Raw genomic sequence first — 25,504 nt, forward strand, 5'->3', positions numbered from 1 at the left:
TGAATTTTATTCACTAATTTAAACTGATTGGGAACAAGAATAACTAAATTTGATGTGCAATATTATAAATGCAATAATTGAGAGCCAAAAAGTAGATGTAATCTGTGTGGAAATCTAAGTATCAAGATAGAATTGAAATTTGAATCATTATAATAAAAAAGAACCTTCGATAGGTTCTTTTTTATAGTTGGTAAATATATTGTCAACAATAGATGGCGTTAAAGGAAGTAATTTAGATGTTTTTATGCTACTCAGCTGAATTTTGTAGGAAGAATTCTTTTTTCATACCTCAATGCTCAATAAAAAAGGACATTTCATTTATTTGGGTGTTCTAGTGTATTTGAATTTTGCGTGCTAATAAATTTTGTTTAGGGACAAAATGTGTTTTCTTAATTATCAGAAAAATCAGCGCAACAAAATTCTTATTGGTTATTTTGGTAAGTATCAAATATTTCTTTGGCCTTATTTTCTTGAAAGTACCGTACGTTTATATGTTTCTAAGGGAAAGAAATACTATCATTTTTATTACCATCTATTGTTTGATTAAGATGTTAACATGAAATTGAAACGTTTACAACCAGAAAATAAAGAAAAAATAGTAAAATACGACTTTTTTCGACAATTATTCTTTACTTATATAATATTTTTATAGGAAAAGGCATAGGGAAACGTACCTTTTCCTATAAAATGTATTGTTAGAATTAGAAATAACTAAAGTAGTAATAATAGCCTAAAATTAAAATGAAATTCTGTGATAAAGTTATAATTTTTATTTTTGGAACCCAAGTGTTTTAAACTTTAATCCATTTTGCGTTTCTTCCTTTTGTAACCAGCTTAATATGGCCAAATAATTGCAATGAATTTAAAGCTTTACTGATTGTACTCTCTGCAATGTCTGGATATGTGTTACGAATACTCTCCTTAGTAAAGGGTTGTTTTTGTTTAAGTATATAACCCTGAATTCTCTCAACTTTAGTGTGTTTACATATAGAATCTAGAACTGTGTTATGAAGATCTTTGTAAGCCTCTAAAATAATAGTTAAAAACGTTTTTAACCAAAAGCTACTATTATGTTCCTCGCAATACCAATTCACAGAAGATTTATAAATCGAATTGTAATATTCAGATTCGTTTTTCTTAATATATTTATCCAAACATACATATTTTACAAATGTATGTCCACTCTTAATTAACAGCAATTGCATTAACATAAATGCCAGCCTACCATTACCTTGATTGAAAGGGACTATGCAATAAAAATTTAATATAAAACGAGCTATCAATAAAAGCGAATGGAGCCCCTTACTAGTATTTAATGAGTTGTATTGATCACATAATTGCTCCATAAACTGTGGAATAAGTTCATGCGGAAGAATGCGGTAACTATTCAAGTGCATTCCATGTTCTGGAATTCCTGGAATAATAAAAGGTTTTTCACGCCATTTGGCACTGTCCGAGGTAATGTAATGTATAAGTTGAAAATGCAATTCCTGTATAGTTGCTGGATTGATTAATAAAGTACAGGAATTTTTATGTACAAAAGAAAGTGTTTGATAATAACAAAAAATAGCATCTTCCGAAATATTTTGAGGTACTATATCATCTAAAATAAGTTCTTTTAATCTTTTATTAGGAACTTTTATATCCTCATAAATAGTAGTGAAATTTTTTATGTAATGTAGTGGTATAGTTTTTTCTAAACTATTAAATATGTCAGGGTTTTGTTCCTGATAAGCAGCTAATTTTCCTTTCAATTCGCTAATTTCACTTATTAAATGTATTAACCTCCTTTTTAATTCAATATTCTTATACTTATCATCAAAAAAGTCTCTCATTTTTGTTCCCCCTGTAACCCCTTAACACGTTGTTGCATACATCTGTCCATTCTAAAGGTATTTCACGACATTATTATAAAATAATGACATTTCCGTTCTGATTTTGAATATATTTCAGAATCTATAATTTTATTTAACAATTAAAATATGGAAATTATAAAGAAGAATCATTAGGATTCAATTTTAATAGGCATAATCCTAACATCAAATGTACAAATGTACAATAAAAAAATAAAAAATATAAAACTATCGACTCTTTTGAAAGATTATTTAAAAGAGTTTTAAGTAATTGTTGGTATAGATGCACTTTAGTTTAGGAGTAAAGATTGAAGTGGTAATAAAGTTTTTCAAAGGTAATCAATAAGTAGATAAACTATTAATTTGTGACAATTATGTGCCTGATCTATTATTTGCTATTATGAGAATTCTAAAATTAAATCCTAACGAGCTGAATTTTCTATATTTAGCATATGGATTAGGAGAGACGTGTTGATGAAATGTATCATTTTATATAGAAAGATGTAACGTTTAACACTTGTATTGTAAAATATTTTGACATACGTTAATTTAAATATTAGGTACAGGAACATTTAATAAAAACTCAGTACTAAAGTACCCTTTAAACGTTTCACCCTAAAAACGTTTATTTTTATATTTCAAGCACACTGAAGTTTACCCTTTGTTTCTGTACCTTATTAGATAAAAATAATATAATAAATTAGTGGTATTTGATAGGAAATGTCTATAAATGTATTACAAGAAATTATGTTAAGATGAATATTTTAAGTTATTTTATGGATAGTTAAGGTTTAGTTTGAATTAGTAGGGGGATATGTCTAAGATTAAACGATCTATGTGCATTAACCATATAAATCAAACCATATTATTTATGGTGTTTTTTAAGGTTCAGAAACTATGTGTCAACTTAACATTGGAAATGTCGTATTTGTATGTTGTATAACAGAAGTGTGAAGTCTGGAAGAAACTGATATAATCGGTGTCTTCCAGACTTCTTTTACTTTTTGGTAACATAAAAAGTTAAATTTTTCCTACATGAGATAATTCTCTAAAATAATATTTGAATTTTTTGTGAAATTAAACGAAGTTTTTATTCTTCTTTTAATACATAATGTTACAAAATAGAGTTATTGTATTTACTTTATTTTTATAAGAGATTAAAAATATTAATAAATGTACCAATTTATGAGAGATATTAATATATTAATTAGCGATTTGTTCGTTTATCCCTATATTGCTATTATATTAGCGTAAACAATATATTGGGGGGACAATAATGAATTTGAAATTAATATCTAAATTAGAAAGATTAAGAAAAAGTAAAAAAGGAATTGGTGCTTTTGTTCTGGCTGCAGGGGTGACGGCAATTACAATGGTTCCTCAAAGTGCGTATGCACATGGGTTTGTTGAAAAGCCAAGTAGTCGTGCTGCTTTATGTAGTCAGAATTATGGGGCATTAAACTTAAATTGTGGAAATGTAATGTACGAACCTCAAAGTCTAGAAGCACCTAAAGGATTCCCAGATGGTGGACCGATTGATGGAAAAATTGCTTCGGCAGGAGGATTGTTTGGAGGAACTCTTGACCAACAAACATCAAGTCGCTGGTTCAAAAACACAATTAAGGGTGGAGCAAATACATTTACATGGAAATATACAGCGGCACATTCTACAAGCAAATGGCATTATTACATTACAAAAAAGGGATGGGATCCTAATAAACCATTAACACGTGCTGAATTAGAACCAATTGGAACTGTGAAACATGACGGCTCGGCCGCATCAAATAATTTAACACATACAATTAATGTACCAACTGATCGTAATGGTTATCATGTTATTTTAGCTGTATGGGATGTAGCAGATACGTCAAATGCGTTTTATAATGTAATTGATGTAAATTTAGTAAATAATGAAACTCCTGATACAGTAGCTCCAAGTCAACCAACTGGATTAAATGCGTCTAAAGTTGCTGCCAATAGTGTTGAAATAACATGGAAGGCCTCTACTGATAATATAGGTGTAAAAGAATATCAAGTGTTACGCAATGGAGAAGTAATTGATACGGTACCAGGTACAACTTTTATTGATAAAAAACTAAAAGCAGATACGGAATATACCTATACAATAAAGGCATTAGACACTGCTGGAAACATATCAAAAGAAAGTGAAAAACTAAAAGTTAAGACAACAAATGAAACTCCAGATATAGAGGCTCCGACTCAACCGAAAGGATTACATAGTATGGGTACAACAGCGACAACTGTTGATTTGATGTGGAGTCCATCTGAAGATAATGTAGGTGTTGACCATTATATTGTATATAGAGAAAGCGCTGGGGTTATGAATAAAATTGGGACAGCGGATAATACATCCTTTATGGATAAAAATTTGAAGGCTAATACATCGTACAAATATGTAGTGACGGCGGTTGATTTAGCTGGAAATGAATCTAGTAGAAGTGATGTTTTGAATGTAACTACAAAGTCAGAGGATTCCACATATGAAAAATGGGATGCAAGAAAAGCATATACTAAAGGTGATAGAGTAGTATATGAGGGAAAAGTATATGAAGCGGTTCAAGATCATCAAGGAAATGGCGACTCAAATTGGATTTTTGCCCTATCGCTTTGGAAGCCAGTTATGAATAAATGATAAGCGGGAAAAGGTAGTTAACATTTTTGCACTTCTTTTTGAAAAGTAAGGGTCGTTTTAAGTATGGATTATCTAATGGTTTAAATGATATGTGAATAAATTTAATCACTTAATGTTTACGAAATGAAATCAAAAAAGAATCCCAATGGTATTCCATCAAAAAGGAATTCAGTTGGGATTCTTTATTTTCTAATTTGTAATAGCGTATATTTTCACTGTAAATTTGTTAGTGGCACCAATTGGACTTGCAATATAATATTTAGTATTTGTGTAAGCTTCAGTCCTAGATCCATGTGAAATATTTTTCCAACGAGTAGAATCTGTACCTAGGGAAACATCAATCATTACATTGAAAGAAATAGTAGAAGGATGATCTTTTTCTGAAGGCTCAATAATCCATTTTAATTCCTTAGTACCTACAGGTAAATTATCAATTCTAAAGTTTTGACTGGATCGATTTTGTTGTCCGGATAAAGGACTAGATTCGGATGAAATTTGCGAAATTAATAGTTCTTTTTCATTTGAATGTATACCATTTAATTTAATGATACTATCAATTAAACCTGGTCCAGGAAAATCAGCTGCGATGATACCAACATGTTTTATTTCACCTTGATGCAAGAGTTCGGTCCCAAGTGTATTCATTCCACCATAATATATTTGCCCACTTCTATCGCGAGGGAAATCACTCCACTCATGAGTGAAATTCGTTTGAATTAACTTAGGACTACTATCAGTATTTCTATTCTCTTTTCCGCTTGCAACAAACCAAGGATATACATTATTTAAAAATGCGGCTGCACCACCTGTACCACTAAAATGGTTGAGATATATTTTTCCGTTATTAAAGTTAGTATTTGCATTTTGTAGATGGCTTTTTACCGCATTCCATTTTCCATATATTTCGTCTGGACCACTTCCAATTTCAAATTTATCTTGTATATTCAAACTTTCGTAATCAATACCGTACAATTGAGAGGATGTAAAGTTTTGTAAGATTACAATTTTACCCCGGATATCTCCTAAAGTAGGGTTGTTTCTATCAGAATTTTGTACGGAATTAGGATCCCAAAAATATGAAGCATTAACGTTTTTATATTTTAAAAATATCTCTTCAAATGATAGTGATCCACTTTCAGGAGTAGTTTCTTCTTTTAAGCGCATTAAAATTGTTTCTGTCGGATAATCTTTTAAAAATTGAATTGCCTCTTTTAATACATCTTCAAACATTGCTTTTTGATTTACAATCCCATGGTACATTGCAAAAGAATCTTTTACACGTTTAACACGCATATCTACATATCGAATTCCAGAATTTAATTGTTGAGGTAGACTCATAGTTTGATTTCTTGTCAAATTTTCATCAAGAAAACTTGCTCCATGTAAAGCCATTGTACCGTGAGTCCCTGGAATAGATATTTTACTTAGTTTTGTTGAATCTTCTACTTTCGACATCCACGATGGATTTTGATATCCTATATTGGATTCATAGGAATAACCTGGATGACTATCAGCTAAAATAGGAGATGGTGTACTTAAACTTGCTAGTGTAAAACATGTGAGGATGCTAATTTTAAAGAAATTTATTATTTTTATTTTGTTCATTTTATCTCTCCTGACCTTTAAACAATAGATTAAGATGATTTTGTACTATATTTATTGTTTTCATTTTAAAGTAATGAAATTTTGTGTTTGAAAATAATTAAAAACAGGGGGAGTAACTTATTTGAGACTTTAATAATTTGTTGTTATGAATTGTACTTAATAACCAAACGGATTCTTAAAGAATCGAAGTATAGATTCGAAAAAACAACCTTTTATCGTATTGTATACAAACAAAACAGAAGCCTTAAAAAAGACTTCTATTCTGTGACATATAATGAATGATAAGGTGGTTAACAAATCAAGATAATGTGACTGAGTGGTAAAAATCTATTTATAGCTGTTTCAGAATCTCTTATAACAAGGTTACCTACGAAAAATGGGCCTCTGCAAGGCTAATAAAAATTAAAAAGTTCTACTCATTAAAACTTAAACTAACTACAGTTGCGATAGATTGGGCTGCATGTTCCCAGCTTCCATCTATAACTTTTCCAAGCTGCTGACCAAGTGCATTTAAATCATTTGGGTTAACTGGAATCCCATTATAGGCAGCAAGAATTGATAAAAGTGGAGCAGCAAATGGTGTCCAACCACCTCTATCAATATTAAATACAGGCTTATCTATTACCTTTCCATCTTGCACTGTAAACTCATAATAAAATTGATCATCTGGACGAAAACTTAAATGATGAGAAATTTGTCCCTTAACATATTTTTTTCCAGCACCTAGATTTACTACTTCTATTTCTTTTACATTAAATTCATGCTCAAATACTTTTATTTTTTTGACTTCTGGGCCATTTAAGGCAGCATTAACGGCTGTTTCCAAATTATTTTGTGCAAATGGTTGAATACTCACTTGTGCCTCTTTTTGTTGGATAGGAGCCTCTTTTTCAGCAGCAAACACCGATGTAGTTGGTAGTGCACCTGTAGCTAATGTAGCCGCAAGTGCTGTTGTCATCATGATTTTTCTTTTCATCTTCATAGTTTTCCTTCCTCTCTTAAAGTTATGATATATAATCTTTTAAAGACTGACACGGTGCAATATATTATTTCATAATGCACGCAAAAAATAGTTTAAGAATTATGTGAAACTGTGTCAGAAAATTAAAGTTAATTATATATTCATTTACAATGATATCTATCTACACGCATTTTTTCAATTTTCTAATAAATAATATAATAATAACTTTTCATAAGGGAATTTAATGTTTTAATTCTCTCTATATACGCTTTAAACAAATTAAAATCGTAGTGGTAATAATATATTTGCAAGCAAATGTCATATATACTTCGAGAAAAATACACAATTTTTTTATAAAAAACTTTAGGAATTATCATTATATCGTTATTAACTAAATAAGATAAATGATAATATGATGAAGAGCTTCCAGGGATTCGCTATAAATTCACTAGAGAATGAGCATGATATCATACACTCATGCAGGACGCCTAGGATATTAAAGCTCCACTTTATAGTAAGTTAATACGAAGGAGATTGGAAACAGCAGTAAGTGTTTATTAGAGACGTATAACACTATGAAAAATACTTCAAATTAATTGGAAAGTTTCAGTTTTTTGAATTCAAAGGGCACGGAATGTTTATTAGAATTGTAGTTCTGATTAAGATTTTAGGAGGAAAAATGAACAAGAAGACTAAAAGAATCATATTACTTATCGGTACAATAGTAGGTATTTGTATCTTTTTATATTTACAGAACAATTTAATAAGTATAACTGAGGTTAAAATAACCTCTAGTAAAATTCCCTCCGCTTTTAAAGGGTATAAAATTCTACAAATTTCAGATTTACATAATAAAAAATTTGGTGATAATCAAGACATTTTAATTCAAAAAGTAAAAAGCATAAATCCAGATATTATTGCTATTACTGGTGATTTAATAGACAGTAAATCGTACGATGAAGAAATTAGTATGCAAGTAATACGAGAACTTGTAAAGGAGTATCCGGTATATTTTGTAACAGGAAACCATGAAAAATGGTCAGGAAAATATAACAGTTTAGAAAAAGAATTAAAGAAAAACCATGTTACTGTTTTGAGAAATGAACATGTAATAATACAAAAAGGCGGACAAGAAATAAACTTGTTAGGTATTGATGATCCGGAATTTAATAACAGAGATATTAATGAAGGAAGTATTGTAAAAGATGCAATTGTAAAAGCGAAAATTGAAACGCAACCAAATAGATATAATGTATTATTATCCCATAGGCCAGAATTTATTGAGGAGTATGCAGAGGAGCGAATAGATTTAGTTTTCTCAGGGCATGCTCATGGTGGGCAAGTTAGGTTACCATTTATCAGCGGATTAGTTGCTCCAAATCAAGGTGTTTTACCTAAATATACAGCAGGTTTATATGAAGAACAAAATACATCAATGGTGGTTAGTAGAGGATTAGGCAATAGTATCATTCCGCAAAGAATTTTGAATAGGCCAGAAATTGTAGTCGCCCAGTTAAATTAAATTGGGCGACTTTTTATGTACAGAATGAGTAAAGGGGCTTTATGTATTTTGCAGGAGTTAACATTACAATTTTGTTAAAAATTTTCTACGTTACATAAAGTAACAAAATTTGACCTGAAGAGTTTGTTATAGTGTAAATAATCAAAAAACTTAAAAATTAGTCGAGTGAAAAGTGTGATAAGGAATTTATGTAAAAAACTTAAAGGGGTGTACACATGCATAAAGAATATGAAATTGAAGAGTATACGGCGATTGAGGAACAAATACATTATTATTGTCAATGTTTATTAGTGAGCCATCCTGAGCAAATTATAAAATATTTAGAAAAAAGATTAGAAAAATATGCAGAAACATTACAATATGCACATTTATATCCCGATACAGTTATTTTACCGTTACAGCAATTAGTTATCGAATATTCTTTAGACCTTGCTAGAATTAGGAAGTATATGAATTTAGAAACATAAAGTAAAATGCATAGTTTAAATGAAACAGAGTCGACTTTAAGAAATTATATTCTAATGTCGATTCTGTTTCATTGTTTAATATTGTTGATTGAAAATAAATACTAATCAATGAAGTTTGACATATAATTACGCAAGAGTAAAATAAAAGTGAGTACTCACTCATTTTATAGAAAAGAGGGATAATACATGCAAAAACCTTCAATTGTTTTACAGAATGTATCGAAAAGTTTTGGAAAAAAAGAAGTTTTACACGATCTTTCATTACAAATTGAAAAAGCAGAGATATTTGGTTTAGTTGGGCCTTCAGGATCAGGGAAAACGACGCTTATTAAATTGATTGCAGGTATTAATCAGGCATCTAAAGGTGATGTATTTGTATACAACATTAACATGCCAAATTTAAATGAGATGAAAAGAATTGGCTATATGGCTCAAGCTGATGCATTATACGAAGAACTATCAGCATATGAAAATGCAGATTTTATTGCAACGATGTATGGATTAAAGGGAAAGCATAAAAAGGAAAGAATCAAAGAGGTTTTTGACCTGGTACAATTATCACAACATATGAAAAAGCAAGTACAGCATTTTTCAGGTGGGATGAAAAAGCGTCTATCATTAGCAATAGCACTTCTTCATGAACCTGAAATATTAATTTTAGATGAGCCAACAGTGGGGATAGATCCGCTTCTTAGAAAAACAATCTGGGGAAAATTTTATGAACTTAAAAAGAAAGGCACAACTATTATTGTAACGACGCACATTATGGATGAAGCAGAGTTTTGTGAGCGTCTAGGGTTGATTAGAGAAGGGAACTTAGTTGCGGTTGGAACGCCAGAGGAATTGAAAAAACGTGTATCATCAGGACGAATTGAAGATGTCTTTTTGTTAGAAGAGGGGGTTGAATCGTGAGAGTTAATGGTGTAATCATTCGTATTATTCGTCAATTTTTTCGAGATAAACGTTCGTTAGCCATGATGTTTGGGGCACCAATGTTATTACTTTGGCTATTGTCTTTAGTATTTACACAAAAAGATTATAAACCACATATTGCTGTAGTTGATGTGCCCGCTTCTATAGTAAAAGTGATGAAAAATCAAGAAGCCTCAATTTATGAATATAGGAAAGAGAAAGCGATTTCTGAGTTGGAAAAACAAAAGATCGATGCAGTAATTCATTTAGAGAATGGAAAAATAAATCTTTTGTTAGAAGGCAGTGATTCGTCGAAAAACCGTGCTGTACTCCAAGTATTGCAAAAGAGCACAGAGAAGAATGATGTATCGATTATGAAACCTGAAGTGAATTATTTACATGGCTCTAAAGACTTTACGATGTTTGATGGGCTCGGTCCCGTGTTAATTGGATTCTTTACATTTTTCTTTGTATTCATTTTGTCAGGAGTTTCTTTCGTAAGAGAACGTTTAAGTGGTACATTAGAGCGATTATTGTCCACACCAGTTAGACGATGGGAAATAGTTGTTGGATATATAATTGGTTTTGGAATTTTTGCATTCATACAATCTGTTATAATTGTAAGTTTTTCAGTCTATGTTTTAGATTTATATGTAGCAGGTTCTATATGGCTAACGCTACTTATTACATGTATGCTCTCTTTAACGGCACTAACATTAGGGACGTTTTTATCAGCATACGCAAATAATGAATTTCAAATGATCCAGTTTATACCGCTAATTATTGTGCCACAAATCTTCTTTTCTGGCTTGTTTCCAATTGAATCTATGAATAAGTGGCTACAAATGTTAGGGAAATTATTTCCACTCACATACGGTGCTGATGCAATGAGGCAAGTGATGATTCGAAATCAAGGATTTACAGAAATTGCATTGGATCTTACTGTATTACTACTTTTTTCACTATTATTTGCAGTAGGGAATGTATTTGCTTTAAAGAAACATCGCAAAATATAATAATGACAAAAAGGAGCTTTGTACATGAAGAAGGATTGGCTTGAGGAATTGATTGCTGCAACTAATACTGATAATCGAAATGAACGTCAAATGCGTATTTTAGAAGCAGCTGTTGATATGTTTGGAGAAAAAGGATATGCTTCAACTTCAACAAGTGAAATTGCAAAGCGTGCTGGTGTAGCGGAAGGAACGATTTTCCGCTACTATAAGACGAAAAAAGATTTATTGTTAGCGGTCGTAATGCCAACTTTAACAAAGTTTGCTGCACCATTTTTCGTACAAGCTTTTGCGAAAGAGATATTTAAAACTGATTATGAATCGTATGAAGGGCTTTTAAGGGTAGTCATTCATAATCGATTTGAATTTGCCAAAAAGCACTTTCCAATGATTAAAATATTAATTCAAGAAGTGCCGTTTCAGCCAGAGCTAAAAAGTGAAATACAACAATTAGTAGAAACAGAACTGCTTTCACATTTTAAAAAGTTAATTGTAAAGTTTCAAGAAGAAGGGGGAATTATTGAGATGCCACCACCTTCCGTGTTACGGCTTACATTATCAGCTGTTTTAGGATTTCTATTAACTCGGTTTTTATTATTACCTGAAGAGAATTGGGATGATGAATTGGAAATTGAAAATACGATTCAATTTATTTTGTACGGACTAACGCCACGGAGGTAATGAAATGCGACAATTTGCAAAACCTACAATCGTCGTAAGTAAATGTTTAGAATTTGATGCTTGTCGTTATAATGGAGAAATGATTCCGGATGTAACAATACGAAATTTGCAGCCATTTGTTACATTTATACCTGTTTGTCCAGAAGTCGAGATTGGATTGGGAATTCCTCGTGAAACGATACGAATCGTAGAAGAAAATGGTGTGAATAAACTTGTGCAACCGTCGACAAGAGAAGACGTTACTGAAAAAATGGAGCAATTTTCAAATGGATTTTTACAAACGATATCCGATGTGGATGGATTTATTTTAAAGAATCGCTCGCCAAGTTGTGGTACGCGTGATGTGAAAATTTATTCTGGTTTTGAAAAAGCGCCAGCAAAAGGAAAGGGACCAGGCTTATTTGGCGGAGCAGTATTAAAAAATTTTTCGCACCTTCCAATTGAAGAAGAAGGTAGATTGTCGAATTTTATTATTAGAGAACATTTCTTTACAAGGTTATTTACAATCGCATATTACAAAATGATTAAACATAATAAAAATATGAAAGACCTTGTATCGTTTCAGTCGGACAATAAATATTTATTTATGGCATATAATCAGGTAAAACAAAAAGAATTAGGGCGTATTATTGCAAATCAAAAAAATGAAACGATTGAAATTGTATTTGATAATTATGAGAAGACTTTATATGAATTATTTTTGCGCGCGCCCCGCTATACATCGAATGTAAATGTATGTGAACATATTTTCGGATATTTTAAAACGAAATTAAAAAAACAAGAAAAAGATTATTTTTTAGAACTGATACAAAAGTATGCAGAAAAGAAAATACCACTTAGTAGTTTGCTTGCAATTTTAAAATCATGGGCCATTCGGTTTGATGAAAAGTATTTATTAAGACAAACATATTTTGAGCCATATCCTGAAGCGTTAGTAGAAATTTCTGATTCGGGAAAAGGTAGAGATTATTAAACAATAAATTACATAATTCGACATGAAACTTCCTATGTTGTTGTAGAACAATGTAGGAATTTTTTTGTGCATTAGTACAGAATCTGTTTTAAAATTAAGTTATGACAGAATTGTAGCAATTGTCTAACTAATATTCTTGTCTTTTAAGAAGTAATGTTTGTAGTAGAAACTCGCACGCTGTCGAAACTCAATATTCGATAAGGGGTGTGTAGCGGAATGGAATTTACTCTAACTCGCGAAAAACAAATGATTAAAGAAATGGTACGTGACTTTGCTGAAAAGGAAATCGCACCGAAAGCTGTGTATTATGACAAAACTGCAGAGTTTCCATATGAAACATTTCAAAAAATGGGCGAACTAGGATTATTAGGCATCCCATTCCCAGAAGAGTATGGAGGTTCAGGTGGCGATACAGTATCGTACGCGCTAGCAGTTGAAGAAATTGGTCGTGCTTGTGGTGGTACAGGCTTAAGCTACGCTGCAACAATTTCATTAGGTGCTTCTCCAATTTATTATTTCGGTACAGAAGAACAAAAACAAAAATATTTAGTTCCAATGGCATCAGGTAAAACGTTAGGCGCTTTCGGATTAACGGAGCCAAACGCTGGATCAGATGCAGGAGGCACACAAACGAAAGCTGTATTAGATGGTGATGAGTATGTAATCAGTGGTGAAAAGTGCTGGATTACAAACGCAGAGTATGCAAATACAATTATTGTAACCGCTATCAACGGTGTTGAAGAGAATGGTAGAAAACGTATTTCTGCATTTATCGTACCGACTACAAGTGAAGGATTAACGATCTCAAGTCCTTACGATAAGATGGGTGTTCGCGCTTCTAATACTTGTGAAATCGTACTTGATGGTGTGCGTGTACCGAAAGAAAATATTCTTGGTGATGTTAATAAAGGATTTAAACAATTCTTATATACACTTGATGGAGGACGTATTTCAATTGCAGCATTAGCAGTAGGTATTGCACAATCTGCATTTGAACGTGCATTGCAATATGCGAAAGAACGTCAACAATTTGGAAAAACAATTTCTAATTTCCAAGCGATTCAATTTAAATTAGCGGATATGGCGACTGAAGTAGAGTTAGCACGTAATTTAGTACATAAAGCAGCTTGGTTAAAAGATAACGATAAACCTTTCGGTAAAGAAGCGGCTATGGCAAAACTATTTGCATCTGAAGCAGCTAGTCGTATTGCGAATCATGCAGTACAAATTCATGGCGGTTATGGCTATATGCGTGAATATGAAGTTGAAAGACATATTCGTGATGCAAAACTGTTAGAAATTGGTGAAGGAACTTCTGAAATTCAACGTCTCGTAATTGCTAGACATTTAGGATGTAGATAAAAAGGAGGAATCACTATGTTTCAAAAAATATTAATTGCCAATCGCGGGGAAATCGCAGTTCGCATTATGAAAACTTGTCAAAAACTTGGAATTCGTACTGTCGCTATTTATTCTGAGGCTGATGAAAATGCCCTTCATGTAAAAATGGCAAATGAAGCTTATCTAGTAGGTGGTCCACGAGTTCAAGAAAGCTATTTAAACCTTGAAAAAATTATTGAAATAGCTAAGAAGACAAATGTTGAAGCAATCCATCCGGGGTACGGATTATTATCAGAGAATCCATCTTTTCCGATTCGCTGTAAAGAAGAAGGAATCGTATTTATTGGTCCTTCAGAAGAAATCATTACGAAGATGGGAAGTAAAATTGAGTCACGTATAGCAATGCAAGCAGCAGATGTACCAGTAGTTCCAGGTATTACTACAAATATTGAAACTGCTGAAGAGGCAATTGAAATTGCAAAACAAATTGGTTATCCATTAATGCTTAAGGCATCCGCGGGTGGCGGAGGCATTGGAATGCAGTTGATGGAAACTGAGCAAACGCTCACCAAAGCATTTGAAAGTAACAAAACAAGGGCACAAAATTTCTTCGGTAATGGAGAAATGTATTTAGAGCGTTATATTGCAGACGCGCATCATATTGAAATTCAGCTTTTAGCAGATACACATGGTAACACAGTGTACTTATGGGAACGTGAATGTTCTGTACAGCGCCGAAATCAAAAAGTAATCGAAGAAGCACCTTCACCTTTTTTAGATGAAGGTACACGAAAAGCAATGGGAGAAGTGGCTGTACAAGCTGCTAAAGCTCTTGGGTATACAAATGCAGGTACAGTTGAGTTTCTTGTAGATGATCAGAAAAATTTCTATTTCTTAGAAATGAATACGAGATTACAAGTAGAGCATCCCATTACAGAAGAAATTACGGGGTTAGATCTTGTAGAACAACAACTTCTTATCGCAAGTGGAGAGAAACTATCATTTACTCAGGATGATGTAAAACGTAGTGGTCATGCCATTGAAGCACGTATTTATGCAGAAGATCCGAAAACATTCTTCCCGTCACCTGGGAAAATTACAGATTTAACATTACCATCAAATATACGTATGGATCACTTTTTAGAGAATCATGTAACAATTACACCGTTTTATGATCCAATGATTGCGAAAGTCATTGCTCATGGTGAAACTCGTGAAGAGGCAATTTCAAAATTAGAAAATGCTTTAGAAGAGTTAAAAATTGAAGGTATTAAAACAAATACACCGATGCTACTGCAAGTGCTCGGAGACGATGTGTTCAAAAGTGGTATTTATACAACGGGTTTCGTAACGAAACAGCTTGTTAAAAAATAAGATTTATGAATATTAAGGGGGAAAAAATGATGACGAAAGTATATGCATCGATGGCAGGAAATGTTTGGAAGATAGTTGTAGGAGTAGGAGATACAGTAGAGGAAGAGCAGGATGTCGTCATTTTGGAATCTATGAAAATGGAAATTCCAATCATTTCGGAAGAAGCTGGCACAGTTATGAAAATTAATGTGCAAGAAGGCGATTTTGTAAATGAAGGAGATGTATTACTAGAAATTGAATAGGGAGATATAGGGGGAAGCGAATTGAAACTACCTAATTTTGCTGTCATTAAAGAAGTAGGGCCACGTGATGGCTTACAGAATGAAAAAAAGATTGTTGGCACAAAAGATAAAGTAAAATGGATTCAACTACTTACAGAAGCCGGATTGTCGTACGTTGAAGTTTCCTCATTCGTTCACCCAAAATGGGTTCCTGCCTTAGCGGATGCAAATGATGTCTTTTCTGAGCTAAAAAGGGATCCCAATGTTACATATGCTGCGCTTGTTCCAAATCAAAATGGTTTGGAACGAGCTTTTTTGCAAAATGTAGATGAGGTGAATGTTTTTTTATCAGCGAGTGAATCTCATAATAAAAGTAATATTAATAAATCAATTAAAGAAGCATTAACTGTTATTGAAGATATAACAAAACAGGCAATATTCGAAGGGAAAAAGGTTAGAGGTTATGTTTCTACTGTATTTGGATGTCCGTATGAGGGAGATATAAGTGCCACAGCAGTTGATGAAATATGTAATCAACTATTTTCATACGGCATTTATGAAGTTTCTCTCGGTGACACGATTGGTGTAGCGAATCCATTACAAGTAGAACAAGTATTAGAACATCTATTAAAGAAATATGATGCTTCGCAGTTTGCAATGCATTTTCATAATACGTATGGGATGGCACTTGCAAATGTAGTGAAGTCTTTAGAACACGGTATTACAACGTTTGATAGTTCTTGTGGTGGACTCGGGGGATGTCCATATGCACCGGGAGCATCAGGAAATGTTGCAACTGATGATTTAGTGCATATGCTCCATAAGTTAGGTGTCCAAACAAATATAGACGAAGAAAAGTTATGGAGAGCTAGTCAATTTATTCAAAGTAAGTTAAATATCCAATTACCGAGTCATGTGTATAGAGCGCTTCAACATAAAACGATAAGTAGGTGAGAAGATGCTACAATTACAAAATATTTCAGTTGACTATGTAACACCGCATGTTGTAAAGATTTCGTTATATCGTGAAAGACAAGCAAATTCTTTATCTTTAGCGTTATTAGAAGAATTGCAAACAATATTAACGGAAATAAGTGAAGAGTCAGATACACGTGTAGTTATTTTAACAGGGGCTGGTGAAAAAGCGTTTTGTGCTGGCGCAGATTTAAAAGAACGAGCTGGTATGAATGAAGAGCAAGTTCGCCATGCGGTTGGTATGATTCGTACTACTATGGAAATGGTGGAACAATTACCACAACCAGTTATTGCAGCTATTAATGGAATTGCTCTTGGTGGTGGTACGGAATTGAGTTTAGCCTGTGACTTTAGAATCGCTTCTGAAAATGCAAGCCTTGGTCTGACTGAAACTACCCTTGCAATTATACCTGGAGCAGGTGGTACGCAGCGTTTACCGAGATTAATTGGTGTTGGTAGAGCGAAAGAATTAATTTATACAGGAAGACGTATTTCGGCGCAAGAAGCGAAAGAATATGGTTTAGTAGAATTCGTCGTACCAGCTGATTTACTAGAAGAGAAAGCGATTGAAATTGCAAATCAAATTGCTAGTAATGGTCCTATTGCAGTTCGATTAGCAAAAGAAGCAATTTCTAATGGTGTTCAAGTAGATTTACATACCGGATTACAAATGGAAAAACAGGCGTACGAGGGTGTAATCCATACGGAAGATAGATTAGAAGGATTACAGGCATTTAAGGAAAAACGCAAACCGATGTATAAGGGGGAGTAAATGTGTTAGAACAAAAACAACAATCAAATAATTTTGAAGAACGAGTTGAAACGATTAAACAAGGTGGAGCACCGAAATATCATGAACAAAACAAAGCAAAAGGAAAACTATTTGTTCGAGATCTTTTAGCTCTTCTATTTGATAATGGCGAATATGTAGAAGATGCATTATTTGCAAATTGTGAGCAAACAGGGTTACCGGCTGATGGTGTTGTAACTGCAACTGGTAAAATACATGGGCGTACTGCGTGCGTAATGGCAAATGATTCAACTGTGAAAGCCGGATCATGGGGAGCTCGTACAGTTGAAAAGATTTTACGTATCCAAGAAACGGCTGAAAAGTTACGTGTTCCATTATTTTATTTAGTTGACTCTGCTGGAGCGCGTATTACAGATCAAGTAGAAATGTTCCCAGGGCGCCGCGGTGCGGGAAGAATCTTTTATAACCAAGTGAAATTATCAGGTAAAGTTCCGCAAATTTGTTTATTATTTGGTCCTTCTGCTGCTGGTGGTGCATATATTCCAGCTTTTTGTGACGTTGTTATGATGGTGGAAGGTAATGCATCTATGTATTTAGGATCTCCACGTATGGCTGAAATGGTTATCGGTGAGAAGGTAACTTTAGAAGAAATGGGCGGGGCTCGTATGCATTGCTCAGTATCAGGATGCGGAGACGTTTTATGTAAGACAGAAGAAGATGCAATTACACAGGCTAGACAATACATTTCATATTTTCCAAGCAACTACTTAGAAAAAACTCCATTGATGACACCTCAAGAACCGAAACAGTTCGATAAAACGTTAGAACAAATCATTCCAGAAAATCAAAATGCTCCTTTCAATATGAAAGATCTGATTAACAGAATTATAGATGACGGCTCATTCTTTGAAGTGAAAAAATTATTTGCTCAAGAACTCATTACAGGTTTAGCACGCATTGATGGTAAGCCAATAGGTATTATTGCAAATCAGCCGCGTATGAAAGGTGGCGTTTTATTCCACGATTCAGCTGATAAAGCAGCGAAGTTTATTAATTTATGCGATGCATACCATATTCCATTATTATTCCTTGCAGATGTACCAGGATTTATGATTGGTACGAAAGTAGAGCGCGCTGGTATTATTCGTCACGGTGCAAAAATGATTTCTGCAATGAGTGAAGCAACTGTACCGAAAATTTCTATCATTGTTCGAAAAGCATATGGTGCTGGTTTATATGCAATGGCAGGTCCGGCATTTGAACCAGATTGCTGCTTAGCATTACCGACAGCTTCTATTGCTGTAATGGGTCCAGAAGCAGCGGTCAATGCTGTATATGCAAATAAAATTGCGGCTTTACCAGAAGAAGAGCGTGCAAGCTTCATTGCTGAAAAACGTGAAGAGTATAAGAAAGATATTGATATTTATCATTTAGCATCAGAGATGGTGATTGATGGTATTGTTCATCCAAACAATTTACGTGAAGAGTTAAAAGGGCGTTTCGAAATGTATATGAGTAAATATCAAGTATTCACGGATCGTAAACATCCTGTATATCCAGTTTAAAAGCCCTATTTAGGGCTTTCTTGCTCAAAAAGTCAAGGAGGGGAAAACATTGAAACAAGCAGTTTGGTTTCCAACAGAAGAGTATAAGGAAAAAACACGTTTATATGGTTGGATGAAATCATTGGGATATGAAGACTATGAAACTTTTTATAATAAATCTATTGAGGAAACAGCTTGGTTTTGGGGAGAGGCAGAAAAAGCAGTTGGCTATCAATGGATGAAACCTTATACAGAAGTGTTAGATTTAGAAAATGGTACGCCATTTGCACAGTGGTATAATGGTGGAACATGTAACGTTGTAGAATCAGCTTTATCCCGCTGGATTGCGGATGAAGTGACAAGAAAACAGCCAGCACTTCAGTACGAAGGGGAAAATGGAACTTCAAAATCATTTACATATGAAGAGCTTGACAATTGGGTAAGCCGTGTTGCCAATGGTTTGAAACAAGCGGGTATTGAGAAGGGCGATCGTGTAACAATTTATATGCCGATGATTCCGGAAACAGTTGTTGCGATGCTAGCTGTAATGAAAATCGGAGCAATTATTTCACCAATATTTTCGGGATTTGCTTCGGATGCAGTTATGACACGCGTACAAGCAGCTGGTTCAAAAATGATTATTACCGCAGATGGATTTTCACGCCGCGGGAAAATTGTTTCTTTAAAGGATGAAGTAGATAAAGCTTGTGAACATTGCCCGACTGTTGAAAAGGTGGTAATTGTTCGTCATGCAGGAAATGATTTTACACCGCATCATTATGACTTTTCATGGAGTACGCTAGAAAAAGAAAAACCATTCATACATGCCGAAGAAATGCATAGTGATGATCCTTTAATGCTCATATATACATCAGGAACGACTGGTAAGCCGAAAGGAACGGTACACACGCATGCAGGATTTCCTTTGAAAGCAGCTTTTGATGCAGGATTTGGAATGAATATTAAACAAGGTGATCGTGTATTATGGGTAACTGATATGGGCTGGATGATGGGGCCATTTTTATTATTCGGTTCACTCATAAATGGTGCAACGATGGTTATGTACGAAGGTGTTCCAGACTTTCCAGAAGCAGATCGCTTATGGGAGACAGTTGATAAATATGAAATTACTCATCTCGGTATTTCGCCAACGTTAATCCGTGCATTAATGGCAAAAGGTGATGAGTATGTGAATAAACATTCTTTAAAGAGTTTAGAAGTATTCGCATCAACAGGAGAGCCTTGGAATCCTGATCCATGGATGTGGCTGTTTGAAACAGTTGGAAAAGGAAAAGTGCCAATCTGTAACTATTCAGGCGGAACTGAAATTTCTGGTGGGATTTTCGGTAATGTTCTGATTAAGCCAATCGCACCAATTAGTTTTAACGCATCGTTACCAGGTATGGCTGCGGTTGTACTTGATGATCAAGGTAAACCAATCCGTGATGAAGTTGGAGAATTATGTTTAGAGAAACCTTGGGTTGGAATGACGAAAAGTTTCTGGGAAGACGATGAGCGTTATGTGAACACATATTGGTCACGATTTGAAAATAAATGGGTTCATGGTGACTGGGTTATTTATGATGGTGAACAATATATCATTACAGGGCGTTCAGATGATACGCTAAATATTGCTGGTAAACGTATTGGGCCTGCTGAATATGAGTCTATTCTTGTGAAACATATTAATGTAATAGAAGCAGCTTCCATTGGTGTACCTGACGATGTAAAAGGTGAGGTTTGTCATTGCTTTGTAGTATTACGAGATGGTGTAATATTTACAGCAGAATTAAAGAAAGAATTAATGAGTTTAGTAAATTCTCATATCGGAAAAGCATTATGTCCAAAGGATATCCACGTTGTAGAGGATTTGCCAAAAACACGTAATTCTAAAGTAATGCGACGCGTCATCAAAGCGGCTTACTTAGGAAAAGAATTAGGAGATTTATCATCACTTGTAAATCCAGAAGTAGTTCCACATATTCAGGGTCTACAGTCTAGTAAATTATAAATGTAGGAATGAGCTCTATGTAAATGGAGCTCATTTTTCATGTTTATAAAAAGAGAAGAAGTAAATTTGAAGTAGTAAAATTCTACTTGTATTATTACGACGTATGTTTGTTTTATAGTTTTTATCAAAATAGGATTGTGGCATGTCTATTCATTGGAGTGATTGAATTGTGTTAAGGATGAAAATTTAGTGAAGCGAAAAGTAATGAATAAAAGGAGAAATCCCTGGGGGACAGGGATTCACTAAGGGAGAAAGTATTGTCGTGCAATGTCGAAATTTGGCGTATTCGACAAATTAATATTATCACGAATTTTCAGGAGATTGTGATAGGGAATGTGTCAAAAATGTGTACGTATTTCCTATTAAAGTGTTATGTAAATAGGAAAAGGGAAAAAATTAAGTTCACTCGTTCTTAAGAATTTTTCCCCTTAAAATTTAGTATTTGTTCGTTATTCTATATACGTCTTAATTTGGTAAATCTTCAACATGTAAAGATTGAGTATTGCCCTTTTTGTTTGAATTATGTGCCTTCTGAGATGTTTCTTGCATTTGCTCTTGGGCTTTACTAGGAGTATTCAGCGCATCAGATGATACATGATCAAGTTGTTGACTTAATAAATCTTTTTTATCCATGTTATGTAGCTCCTTTTTGAACTTTGATATAAAAACGAAGTGTTTTTAAATAGTTACGTGGGTATTATGTATCTTTGAATGGAATTATATACACAAACTACATTGAGAAGTTAACTACTTATAAAAATTACCTGTGATGACAAGCTGAAGAAATATAAAGATCATTAGTGATTAATAAAAGCATTATTTTAGTAGGGTGTTACGAAATTTCATTTAAAAAGAACATCCCAATGATAAAAAAGAGCACTGTAAATCAGTGCTCATCTTATCAGAAACTGCTTAGTCCTTAAAAACAAAACCATTACGGACAATTCACAATGGTAATAGTGACGCTAGCCATTGTTCCAGGAGAATCAAGAAGTGAAGCAGTAACGGTTACTGTTCCAGGCCCATTAGCGGCTAGAAATACAGCGGTAAAGTTACCTGAAGCATTGGTAATGACAGCAAGAGGAACCATGAAAGCAAGAGAAGGGTTACTAAATGAAAAACTGACCACTACCCCTGGAGTAGGACTACCGTTTACTAATACTTGCCCCGAAAAAAATAAAGTATTATTTCCTTGAGTGGATACACATGCTGTGGTTTCGTTAGAAGTCAAGGTAATAGATGCAGGTCCAGCAGGAAGATTAAATCCAGTTGGTCCAGTTGGTCCGGTTGGTCCGGTTGGTCCGGTTGGTCCGGTTGGTCCGGTTGGTCCGGTTGGTCCGGTTGGTCCGGTTGGTCCGGTTGGTCCGGTTGGTCCGGTTGGTCCGGTTGGTCCGGTTGGTCCGGTTGGTCCGGTTGGTCCGGTTGGTCCGGTTGGTCCGGTTGGTCCGGTTGGTCCGGTTGGTCCGGTTAGTCCGGTTGGTCCAGTTGGTCCAGTTGAACCAGTTGGTCCAGTTGGTCCGGTTGATCCGGTTGGTCCAGTTGAACCAGTAGCTCCTGTAGAACCTGTGGGACCAGTAGGGAATTGAAAGGGTTGAACAGGTGGAAGTGTAGGTCCAATAGAACCGGGATTATGTGCAACAAAAGATAAAAACTCGTCCATAATTTATCACCTCTAAAAATTGTATTACTATTAGTAAATGTACTGACAGAGCAAACTGAAATGGACAAGCGGTTGTATTTTAATAAATTAAACAAAATAGTTATTTGATAGAAAGAGAGAGTAGTATGATTCCTTTAGAAATTAAATATAAAAAGGCGATTATCTTCAAATCGCCTTTTGGGTAATGCAGTGTAATTTTATTCAGTTATTTGAAATATAGTTTCATTCGGTTTAGAAAATCCATACAATTTCCTTGCGAATTTTAAAATTTCTTCTTCACTACTTGTTAAAGCTTTAACATCATTCTTAAGGGAATGGCCATCCTTCTTTACAGAAGATAATTTTTGTTGTTCCGTATTCAGCGTGATTTGTTTTTCTTTAATCATTTCTTGTTGGTTATTCAGAGAATATTGAAGGACAAAAATTATAGGTAACATAATAGCCAAAGTAGTTATAATACGGCGTCTTGTTTTTTTTCTATTGCCTTGTTGTGTATTAGGGTTCACTTGCTGTGAGGGTATATTAGGACTTGATTGATGTGATGATACTTTTGGGATGTTTCCCATTAAAATGCCTCCATTACTGATTGTAGAATTTAAACCGTTTAAAAGTATTATAAATGTTTAATGGGAATTTTAGAAGATATTTTAATATAGTTGCATATCGTAAAGTTTAAACAAAATCCTTATTTACATAAAAGAAACACCGATTGTCTGCGAGGCTCCTAAGGATAATCATCAAGTAATGAAGTACTCGACTAATTAACGATATCACGAATTTTTGGGTAAAAACACTGAAAAATCCGTTTAAATTAATAGGAGTATCATTTGAAATAAAAACGCTATTTTAATAGGGAAGGGAATAATGATGATTCCATGGGATAAGCGAGTATACATTGTATCAAGGTGATCATTTTATTACAGAGGGGACAATTGTAGAGGTTAGTGAAAAGGCAAATAAATCATTATATTGGCTCCAGTGCATGATAGCTCCAAGTTATGAAAAAGTGTGCGGGAATAGTATAAAGCGACTTCGGTTGATTCGGATAGATAATGACGAAGAATGAGATGATTAAGGATAGGTATTGAATATGCCATATTTGTATGAATAAAGAGCAAAATATAGCCAATATATAGGTGCTGAAATTGTTCTAAAGGTAGGAATATCTGAAATATAAATAATTGAGGGGAGTGAATTAAAAATGGAAACTAGCACTTTTTTAGGATTGTTTTGGGGATGGATCACGGTTATCGTATCGGGAATACTTTTCGTACGCCCATCGGTATTACGTGAATTGAAAAAATTAGTGGTTGAAGACAGAGGGTTTGGTATTATGTACGGTTTTTTATCGATTTTCCTAGGGCTAGGTACTGTAATCTTACATAATGTATGGGCATTCAACTGGCAGGGGTTCCTAACGGTTATTGCATGGCTTGCATTATTAAAGGGAATTTACATAATTGCATATCCTGAACCCTCCAAGAAAACTGATTTTGAATTAAGGATACTATCTACACGTATAGCGCTCGCTATCATTGGCGCCTTGGCTTTATGGATGCTTATAGTAATCTATATAAAATAATCTTTTTCTAATGAGAAATATACTAAAATATGAGAAAAGGCTATAATAATAATTATAAATTTAGTCCTACTGGAAGAATCCGTGGACATCAAACTAAAAAGGGAGTTGTTATATTACTCTGTAGTTTGGTGGCCACTTTTTTATTTTTTATTAACAAAATAGATCAGGGTTATTTTTATAAATGACGCAATTAACTTCCGAATTAAAACTGACCGGAAAGAAATGTATGTTTGTTCGGGAGGGGTGTTAAAGAAATTATTACAACTGTGTAAGGTTAATGTAATATTAATCGATAGTAAATCAAGATACTTAAGTGTATTTTTAATAGGATTTGAAAGTACTGTTTTTAATATATTGGGTTAAATAAAATTTAATTAGGAAGTGTAATACAATGATTGAGATTAAATCTATGATTTATTCGTACAAACTAAAAAGAAGAATAGCTAAAGATTTATATGGCAGCAGAGATGAGTTGACGATGTTATTAAATGAATTTAATAATATGAAAAGTAAACTGAAGTCTGACAAAAAGAAAAATAATATGTTATCTCGTTTACAATTAATGTACCAAAATATGAAATTAGACAAGCAGTATTCTCTTCCGTTTGCTCTTAATAGTAGGTTATTGGAGCGATTAGAAGATGAATCTATTCAAACAACTGAAGAATGTGTATCATGTCTACACGTAATGTTAGAAATAAATTATGAGAAAATAAAACATTATGGATCTAATACAAGTAGGTCATTTGTTCCTTTATCACAGTCTTCCATTTGTCTTGCTGATTTTGTTTGTTTGACAGGATTTGTTTTATTAGGCTTACTAGGAACAATTACATTTGGAGGGATAATGTAATCTTTTTATTCACTTACATAAAAGACCACCCATTTAAGGTGTATTTTTTAGTTACATAGAAGAGCTCATGCGATAGACAGGGAAGAATGACACGGATGCTAATTTCTAGTTGCTCATTGTTAATGCATTGTGTAACTAGAAAGATAAAATGTTATGATGCTATGAATAACAAGGAATTTAGCGTTTGGGCTAGTTACACAAAATATAAGATATGGGTAACTCATAATAAACGTGAAATGATAAACCCTATGTTGTCGCAGCGATTAAGTGAGTATGCTGAGGGTTTGTTATTGATGCAAAATTAAGTGTTACAGGACTTAATTTTGCATCAATAACAAAAGGAAAACTTACTACTGTAAATAAAGTGTATGTGAAATAATTACAAAGTCGATTTATAAGAGTCAGCTTATATTTCGACACTCCACTCAACTTGTAACTATAGATGGCAGTATAAATCTTTATGTGTTAATATACAAAAAGCCGACTATACTCAGTCAGCTTTTTGTATATTATATTCTAGTATTTATCGATCCCAAAAGACATATTCTTTCC

General features: G+C 33.7%; 23 protein-coding genes and 1 pseudogene. 18 read left to right on the forward strand and 6 right to left on the reverse strand.

The features are described 5' to 3' along the window. Positions 1-791 precede the first annotated feature (791 nt). Positions 792-1,835 (reverse strand): Fic family protein, encoded by a 1,044-nt coding sequence (locus MHB70_RS11125; RefSeq protein ID WP_001204202.1) that lies wholly within the window; start codon positions 1,833-1,835, stop codon positions 792-794. Positions 1,836-3,129: 1,294 nt separating this feature from the next. Here MHB70_RS11125 and MHB70_RS11130 point away from each other — a divergent pair. Further along, on the forward strand, positions 3,130-4,506 hold the full coding sequence (locus MHB70_RS11130; RefSeq protein WP_001049730.1) for a lytic polysaccharide monooxygenase: 1,377 nt from the start codon (positions 3,130-3,132) through the stop codon (positions 4,504-4,506). Positions 4,507-4,695: 189 nt separating this feature from the next. Here the strand turns inward: MHB70_RS11130 and MHB70_RS11135 are convergent, their stop codons facing one another. Both MHB70_RS11135 and MHB70_RS11140 read right to left on the reverse strand, forming a co-directional pair. Continuing rightward, a complete protein-coding gene (locus MHB70_RS11135; RefSeq protein WP_061530236.1) occupies positions 4,696-6,111 on the reverse strand; it encodes a phosphatidylinositol-specific phospholipase C in 1,416 nt (471 codons plus the stop codon). Between the two features lie 412 nt (positions 6,112-6,523). After that, the gene (locus MHB70_RS11140) at positions 6,524-7,093 is read right to left on the reverse strand and encodes a hypothetical protein (RefSeq protein ID WP_000782800.1); all 570 of its coding nucleotides are present in this window, start codon (positions 7,091-7,093) and stop codon (positions 6,524-6,526) included. Positions 7,094-7,751: 658 nt separating this feature from the next. Here MHB70_RS11140 and MHB70_RS11145 point away from each other — a divergent pair. The 13 genes from MHB70_RS11145 (at position 7,752) to MHB70_RS11205 (ending at position 20,857) form a co-directional block, all read left to right on the forward strand. Further along, entirely contained in the window at positions 7,752-8,594 is an 843-nt protein-coding gene (locus MHB70_RS11145) for a metallophosphoesterase (RefSeq protein ID WP_001036669.1), read from the forward strand. A gap of 215 nt (positions 8,595-8,809) precedes the next feature. Next, positions 8,810-9,061: a hypothetical protein gene (locus tag MHB70_RS11150; RefSeq protein WP_000548627.1), complete on the forward strand. Its 252-nt coding sequence runs from the start codon at positions 8,810-8,812 to the stop codon at positions 9,059-9,061. Positions 9,062-9,247: 186 nt separating this feature from the next. Then, a complete protein-coding gene (locus tag MHB70_RS11155; protein ID WP_001171599.1) occupies positions 9,248-9,973 on the forward strand; it encodes an ABC transporter ATP-binding protein in 726 nt (241 codons plus the stop codon). Continuing rightward, on the forward strand, positions 9,970-10,989 hold the full coding sequence (locus MHB70_RS11160) for an ABC transporter permease (RefSeq protein ID WP_061530235.1): 1,020 nt from the start codon (positions 9,970-9,972) through the stop codon (positions 10,987-10,989). The genes MHB70_RS11155 and MHB70_RS11160 overlap by 4 nt, the downstream gene beginning before the upstream one ends. A 24-nt stretch (positions 10,990-11,013) precedes the next feature. Then, positions 11,014-11,667 carry a TetR/AcrR family transcriptional regulator gene (locus tag MHB70_RS11165; RefSeq protein ID WP_000711180.1) on the forward strand — a complete coding sequence of 218 codons (654 nt, stop codon included), beginning with the start codon at positions 11,014-11,016 and terminating at the stop codon, positions 11,665-11,667. A 4-nt stretch (positions 11,668-11,671) separates the two neighbouring features. Continuing rightward, on the forward strand, positions 11,672-12,640 hold the full coding sequence (locus tag MHB70_RS11170; protein ID WP_061530234.1) for a YbgA family protein: 969 nt from the start codon (positions 11,672-11,674) through the stop codon (positions 12,638-12,640). A gap of 216 nt (positions 12,641-12,856) precedes the next feature. After that, positions 12,857-14,002, forward strand: coding sequence for an acyl-CoA dehydrogenase (locus tag MHB70_RS11175; RefSeq protein ID WP_000397277.1), 1,146 nt, complete (start codon positions 12,857-12,859; stop codon positions 14,000-14,002). Positions 14,003-14,017: 15 nt separating this feature from the next. Beyond that, positions 14,018-15,355 (forward strand): acetyl-CoA carboxylase biotin carboxylase subunit, encoded by a 1,338-nt coding sequence (locus tag MHB70_RS11180; protein ID WP_061530233.1) that lies wholly within the window; start codon positions 14,018-14,020, stop codon positions 15,353-15,355. 26 nt (positions 15,356-15,381) lie between these two features. Further along, a complete protein-coding gene (locus MHB70_RS11185; RefSeq protein ID WP_001987345.1) occupies positions 15,382-15,597 on the forward strand; it encodes an acetyl-CoA carboxylase biotin carboxyl carrier protein subunit in 216 nt (71 codons plus the stop codon). 21 nt (positions 15,598-15,618) lie between these two features. Next, positions 15,619-16,530, forward strand: a complete 912-nt coding sequence (gene mvaB / locus MHB70_RS11190) for a hydroxymethylglutaryl-CoA lyase (RefSeq protein ID WP_000775420.1) — start codon at positions 15,619-15,621, stop codon at positions 16,528-16,530. A 4-nt stretch (positions 16,531-16,534) separates the two neighbouring features. Continuing rightward, positions 16,535-17,323 (forward strand): enoyl-CoA hydratase, encoded by a 789-nt coding sequence (locus tag MHB70_RS11195; RefSeq protein WP_000939820.1) that lies wholly within the window; start codon positions 16,535-16,537, stop codon positions 17,321-17,323. A gap of 2 nt (positions 17,324-17,325) precedes the next feature. Beyond that, positions 17,326-18,867 (forward strand): acyl-CoA carboxylase subunit beta, encoded by a 1,542-nt coding sequence (locus MHB70_RS11200; RefSeq protein WP_061530232.1) that lies wholly within the window; start codon positions 17,326-17,328, stop codon positions 18,865-18,867. 49 nt (positions 18,868-18,916) lie between these two features. Further along, positions 18,917-20,857 (forward strand): AMP-binding protein, encoded by a 1,941-nt coding sequence (locus tag MHB70_RS11205; protein WP_000806477.1) that lies wholly within the window; start codon positions 18,917-18,919, stop codon positions 20,855-20,857. 465 nt (positions 20,858-21,322) lie between these two features. On the opposite strand, the gene MHB70_RS11210 is transcribed toward MHB70_RS11205, so the two are convergent. Beyond that, entirely contained in the window at positions 21,323-21,490 is a 168-nt protein-coding gene (locus tag MHB70_RS11210; RefSeq protein ID WP_000358199.1) for a hypothetical protein, read from the reverse strand. Positions 21,491-21,807: 317 nt separating this feature from the next. Between MHB70_RS11210 and MHB70_RS11215 the strand changes: the two genes are divergently transcribed. Both MHB70_RS11215 and MHB70_RS31140 read left to right on the forward strand, forming a co-directional pair. Beyond that, positions 21,808-22,053, forward strand: a complete 246-nt coding sequence (locus MHB70_RS11215) for a hypothetical protein (protein WP_000237381.1) — start codon at positions 21,808-21,810, stop codon at positions 22,051-22,053. 15 nt (positions 22,054-22,068) lie between these two features. Then, positions 22,069-22,443, forward strand: a complete 375-nt coding sequence (locus MHB70_RS31140; RefSeq protein ID WP_445684675.1) for a hypothetical protein — start codon at positions 22,069-22,071, stop codon at positions 22,441-22,443. Positions 22,444-22,460: 17 nt separating this feature from the next. On the opposite strand, the pseudogene MHB70_RS31145 reads toward MHB70_RS31140, so the two are convergent. Continuing rightward, a pseudogene (locus MHB70_RS31145) lies at positions 22,461-22,517 on the reverse strand (exosporium leader peptide-containing protein); the annotation flags it as partial. A 197-nt stretch (positions 22,518-22,714) separates the two neighbouring features. Next, positions 22,715-23,083 (reverse strand): FtsB family cell division protein, encoded by a 369-nt coding sequence (locus tag MHB70_RS11225; protein ID WP_061530471.1) that lies wholly within the window; start codon positions 23,081-23,083, stop codon positions 22,715-22,717. Positions 23,084-23,718: 635 nt separating this feature from the next. Between MHB70_RS11225 and MHB70_RS11230 the strand changes: the two genes are divergently transcribed. Next, complete coding sequence (locus MHB70_RS11230; protein ID WP_000450239.1) at positions 23,719-24,099, forward strand: hypothetical protein; 381 nt, start codon at positions 23,719-23,721, stop codon at positions 24,097-24,099. Positions 24,100-24,490: 391 nt separating this feature from the next. After that, positions 24,491-24,952 (forward strand): hypothetical protein, encoded by a 462-nt coding sequence (locus MHB70_RS11235; protein WP_000569861.1) that lies wholly within the window; start codon positions 24,491-24,493, stop codon positions 24,950-24,952. Positions 24,953-25,504: the final 552 nt, after the last annotated feature.

This window comes from Bacillus sp. FSL M7-1020 (assembly GCF_038050415.1).
Lineage (GTDB): Bacteria > Bacillota > Bacilli > Bacillales > Bacillaceae_G > Bacillus_A > Bacillus_A toyonensis.

Bases quoted from the DNA above. Each gene is read 5' to 3' on its own strand.
- MHB70_RS11235 (WP_000569861.1), top strand. From the start codon at position 24,491: ATGATTGAGATTAAATCTATGATTTATTCGTACAAACTAAAAAGAAGA.
- MHB70_RS11210 (WP_000358199.1), bottom strand. From the start codon at position 21,490: ATGGATAAAAAAGATTTATTAAGTCAACAACTTGATCATGTATCATCT.
- MHB70_RS11140 (WP_000782800.1), bottom strand. From the start codon at position 7,093: ATGAAGATGAAAAGAAAAATCATGATGACAACAGCACTTGCGGCTACA.
- MHB70_RS11230 (WP_000450239.1), top strand. From the start codon at position 23,719: ATGGAAACTAGCACTTTTTTAGGATTGTTTTGGGGATGGATCACGGTT.
- MHB70_RS11195 (WP_000939820.1), top strand. From the start codon at position 16,535: ATGCTACAATTACAAAATATTTCAGTTGACTATGTAACACCGCATGTT.
- MHB70_RS11180 (WP_061530233.1), top strand. From the start codon at position 14,018: ATGTTTCAAAAAATATTAATTGCCAATCGCGGGGAAATCGCAGTTCGC.
- MHB70_RS11165 (WP_000711180.1), top strand. From the start codon at position 11,014: ATGAAGAAGGATTGGCTTGAGGAATTGATTGCTGCAACTAATACTGAT.
- MHB70_RS11175 (WP_000397277.1), top strand. From the start codon at position 12,857: ATGGAATTTACTCTAACTCGCGAAAAACAAATGATTAAAGAAATGGTA.
- MHB70_RS11225 (WP_061530471.1), bottom strand. From the start codon at position 23,083: ATGGGAAACATCCCAAAAGTATCATCACATCAATCAAGTCCTAATATA.
- MHB70_RS11130 (WP_001049730.1), top strand. From the start codon at position 3,130: ATGAATTTGAAATTAATATCTAAATTAGAAAGATTAAGAAAAAGTAAA.
- MHB70_RS11145 (WP_001036669.1), top strand. From the start codon at position 7,752: ATGAACAAGAAGACTAAAAGAATCATATTACTTATCGGTACAATAGTA.
- MHB70_RS11215 (WP_000237381.1), top strand. From the start codon at position 21,808: ATGGTAATAGTGACGCTAGCCATTGTTCCAGGAGAATCAAGAAGTGAA.
- MHB70_RS11185 (WP_001987345.1), top strand. From the start codon at position 15,382: ATGATGACGAAAGTATATGCATCGATGGCAGGAAATGTTTGGAAGATA.
- MHB70_RS11155 (WP_001171599.1), top strand. From the start codon at position 9,248: ATGCAAAAACCTTCAATTGTTTTACAGAATGTATCGAAAAGTTTTGGA.
- MHB70_RS11125 (WP_001204202.1), bottom strand. From the start codon at position 1,835: ATGAGAGACTTTTTTGATGATAAGTATAAGAATATTGAATTAAAAAGG.
- MHB70_RS11150 (WP_000548627.1), top strand. From the start codon at position 8,810: ATGCATAAAGAATATGAAATTGAAGAGTATACGGCGATTGAGGAACAA.
- MHB70_RS11170 (WP_061530234.1), top strand. From the start codon at position 11,672: ATGCGACAATTTGCAAAACCTACAATCGTCGTAAGTAAATGTTTAGAA.
- MHB70_RS11135 (WP_061530236.1), bottom strand. From the start codon at position 6,111: ATGAACAAAATAAAAATAATAAATTTCTTTAAAATTAGCATCCTCACA.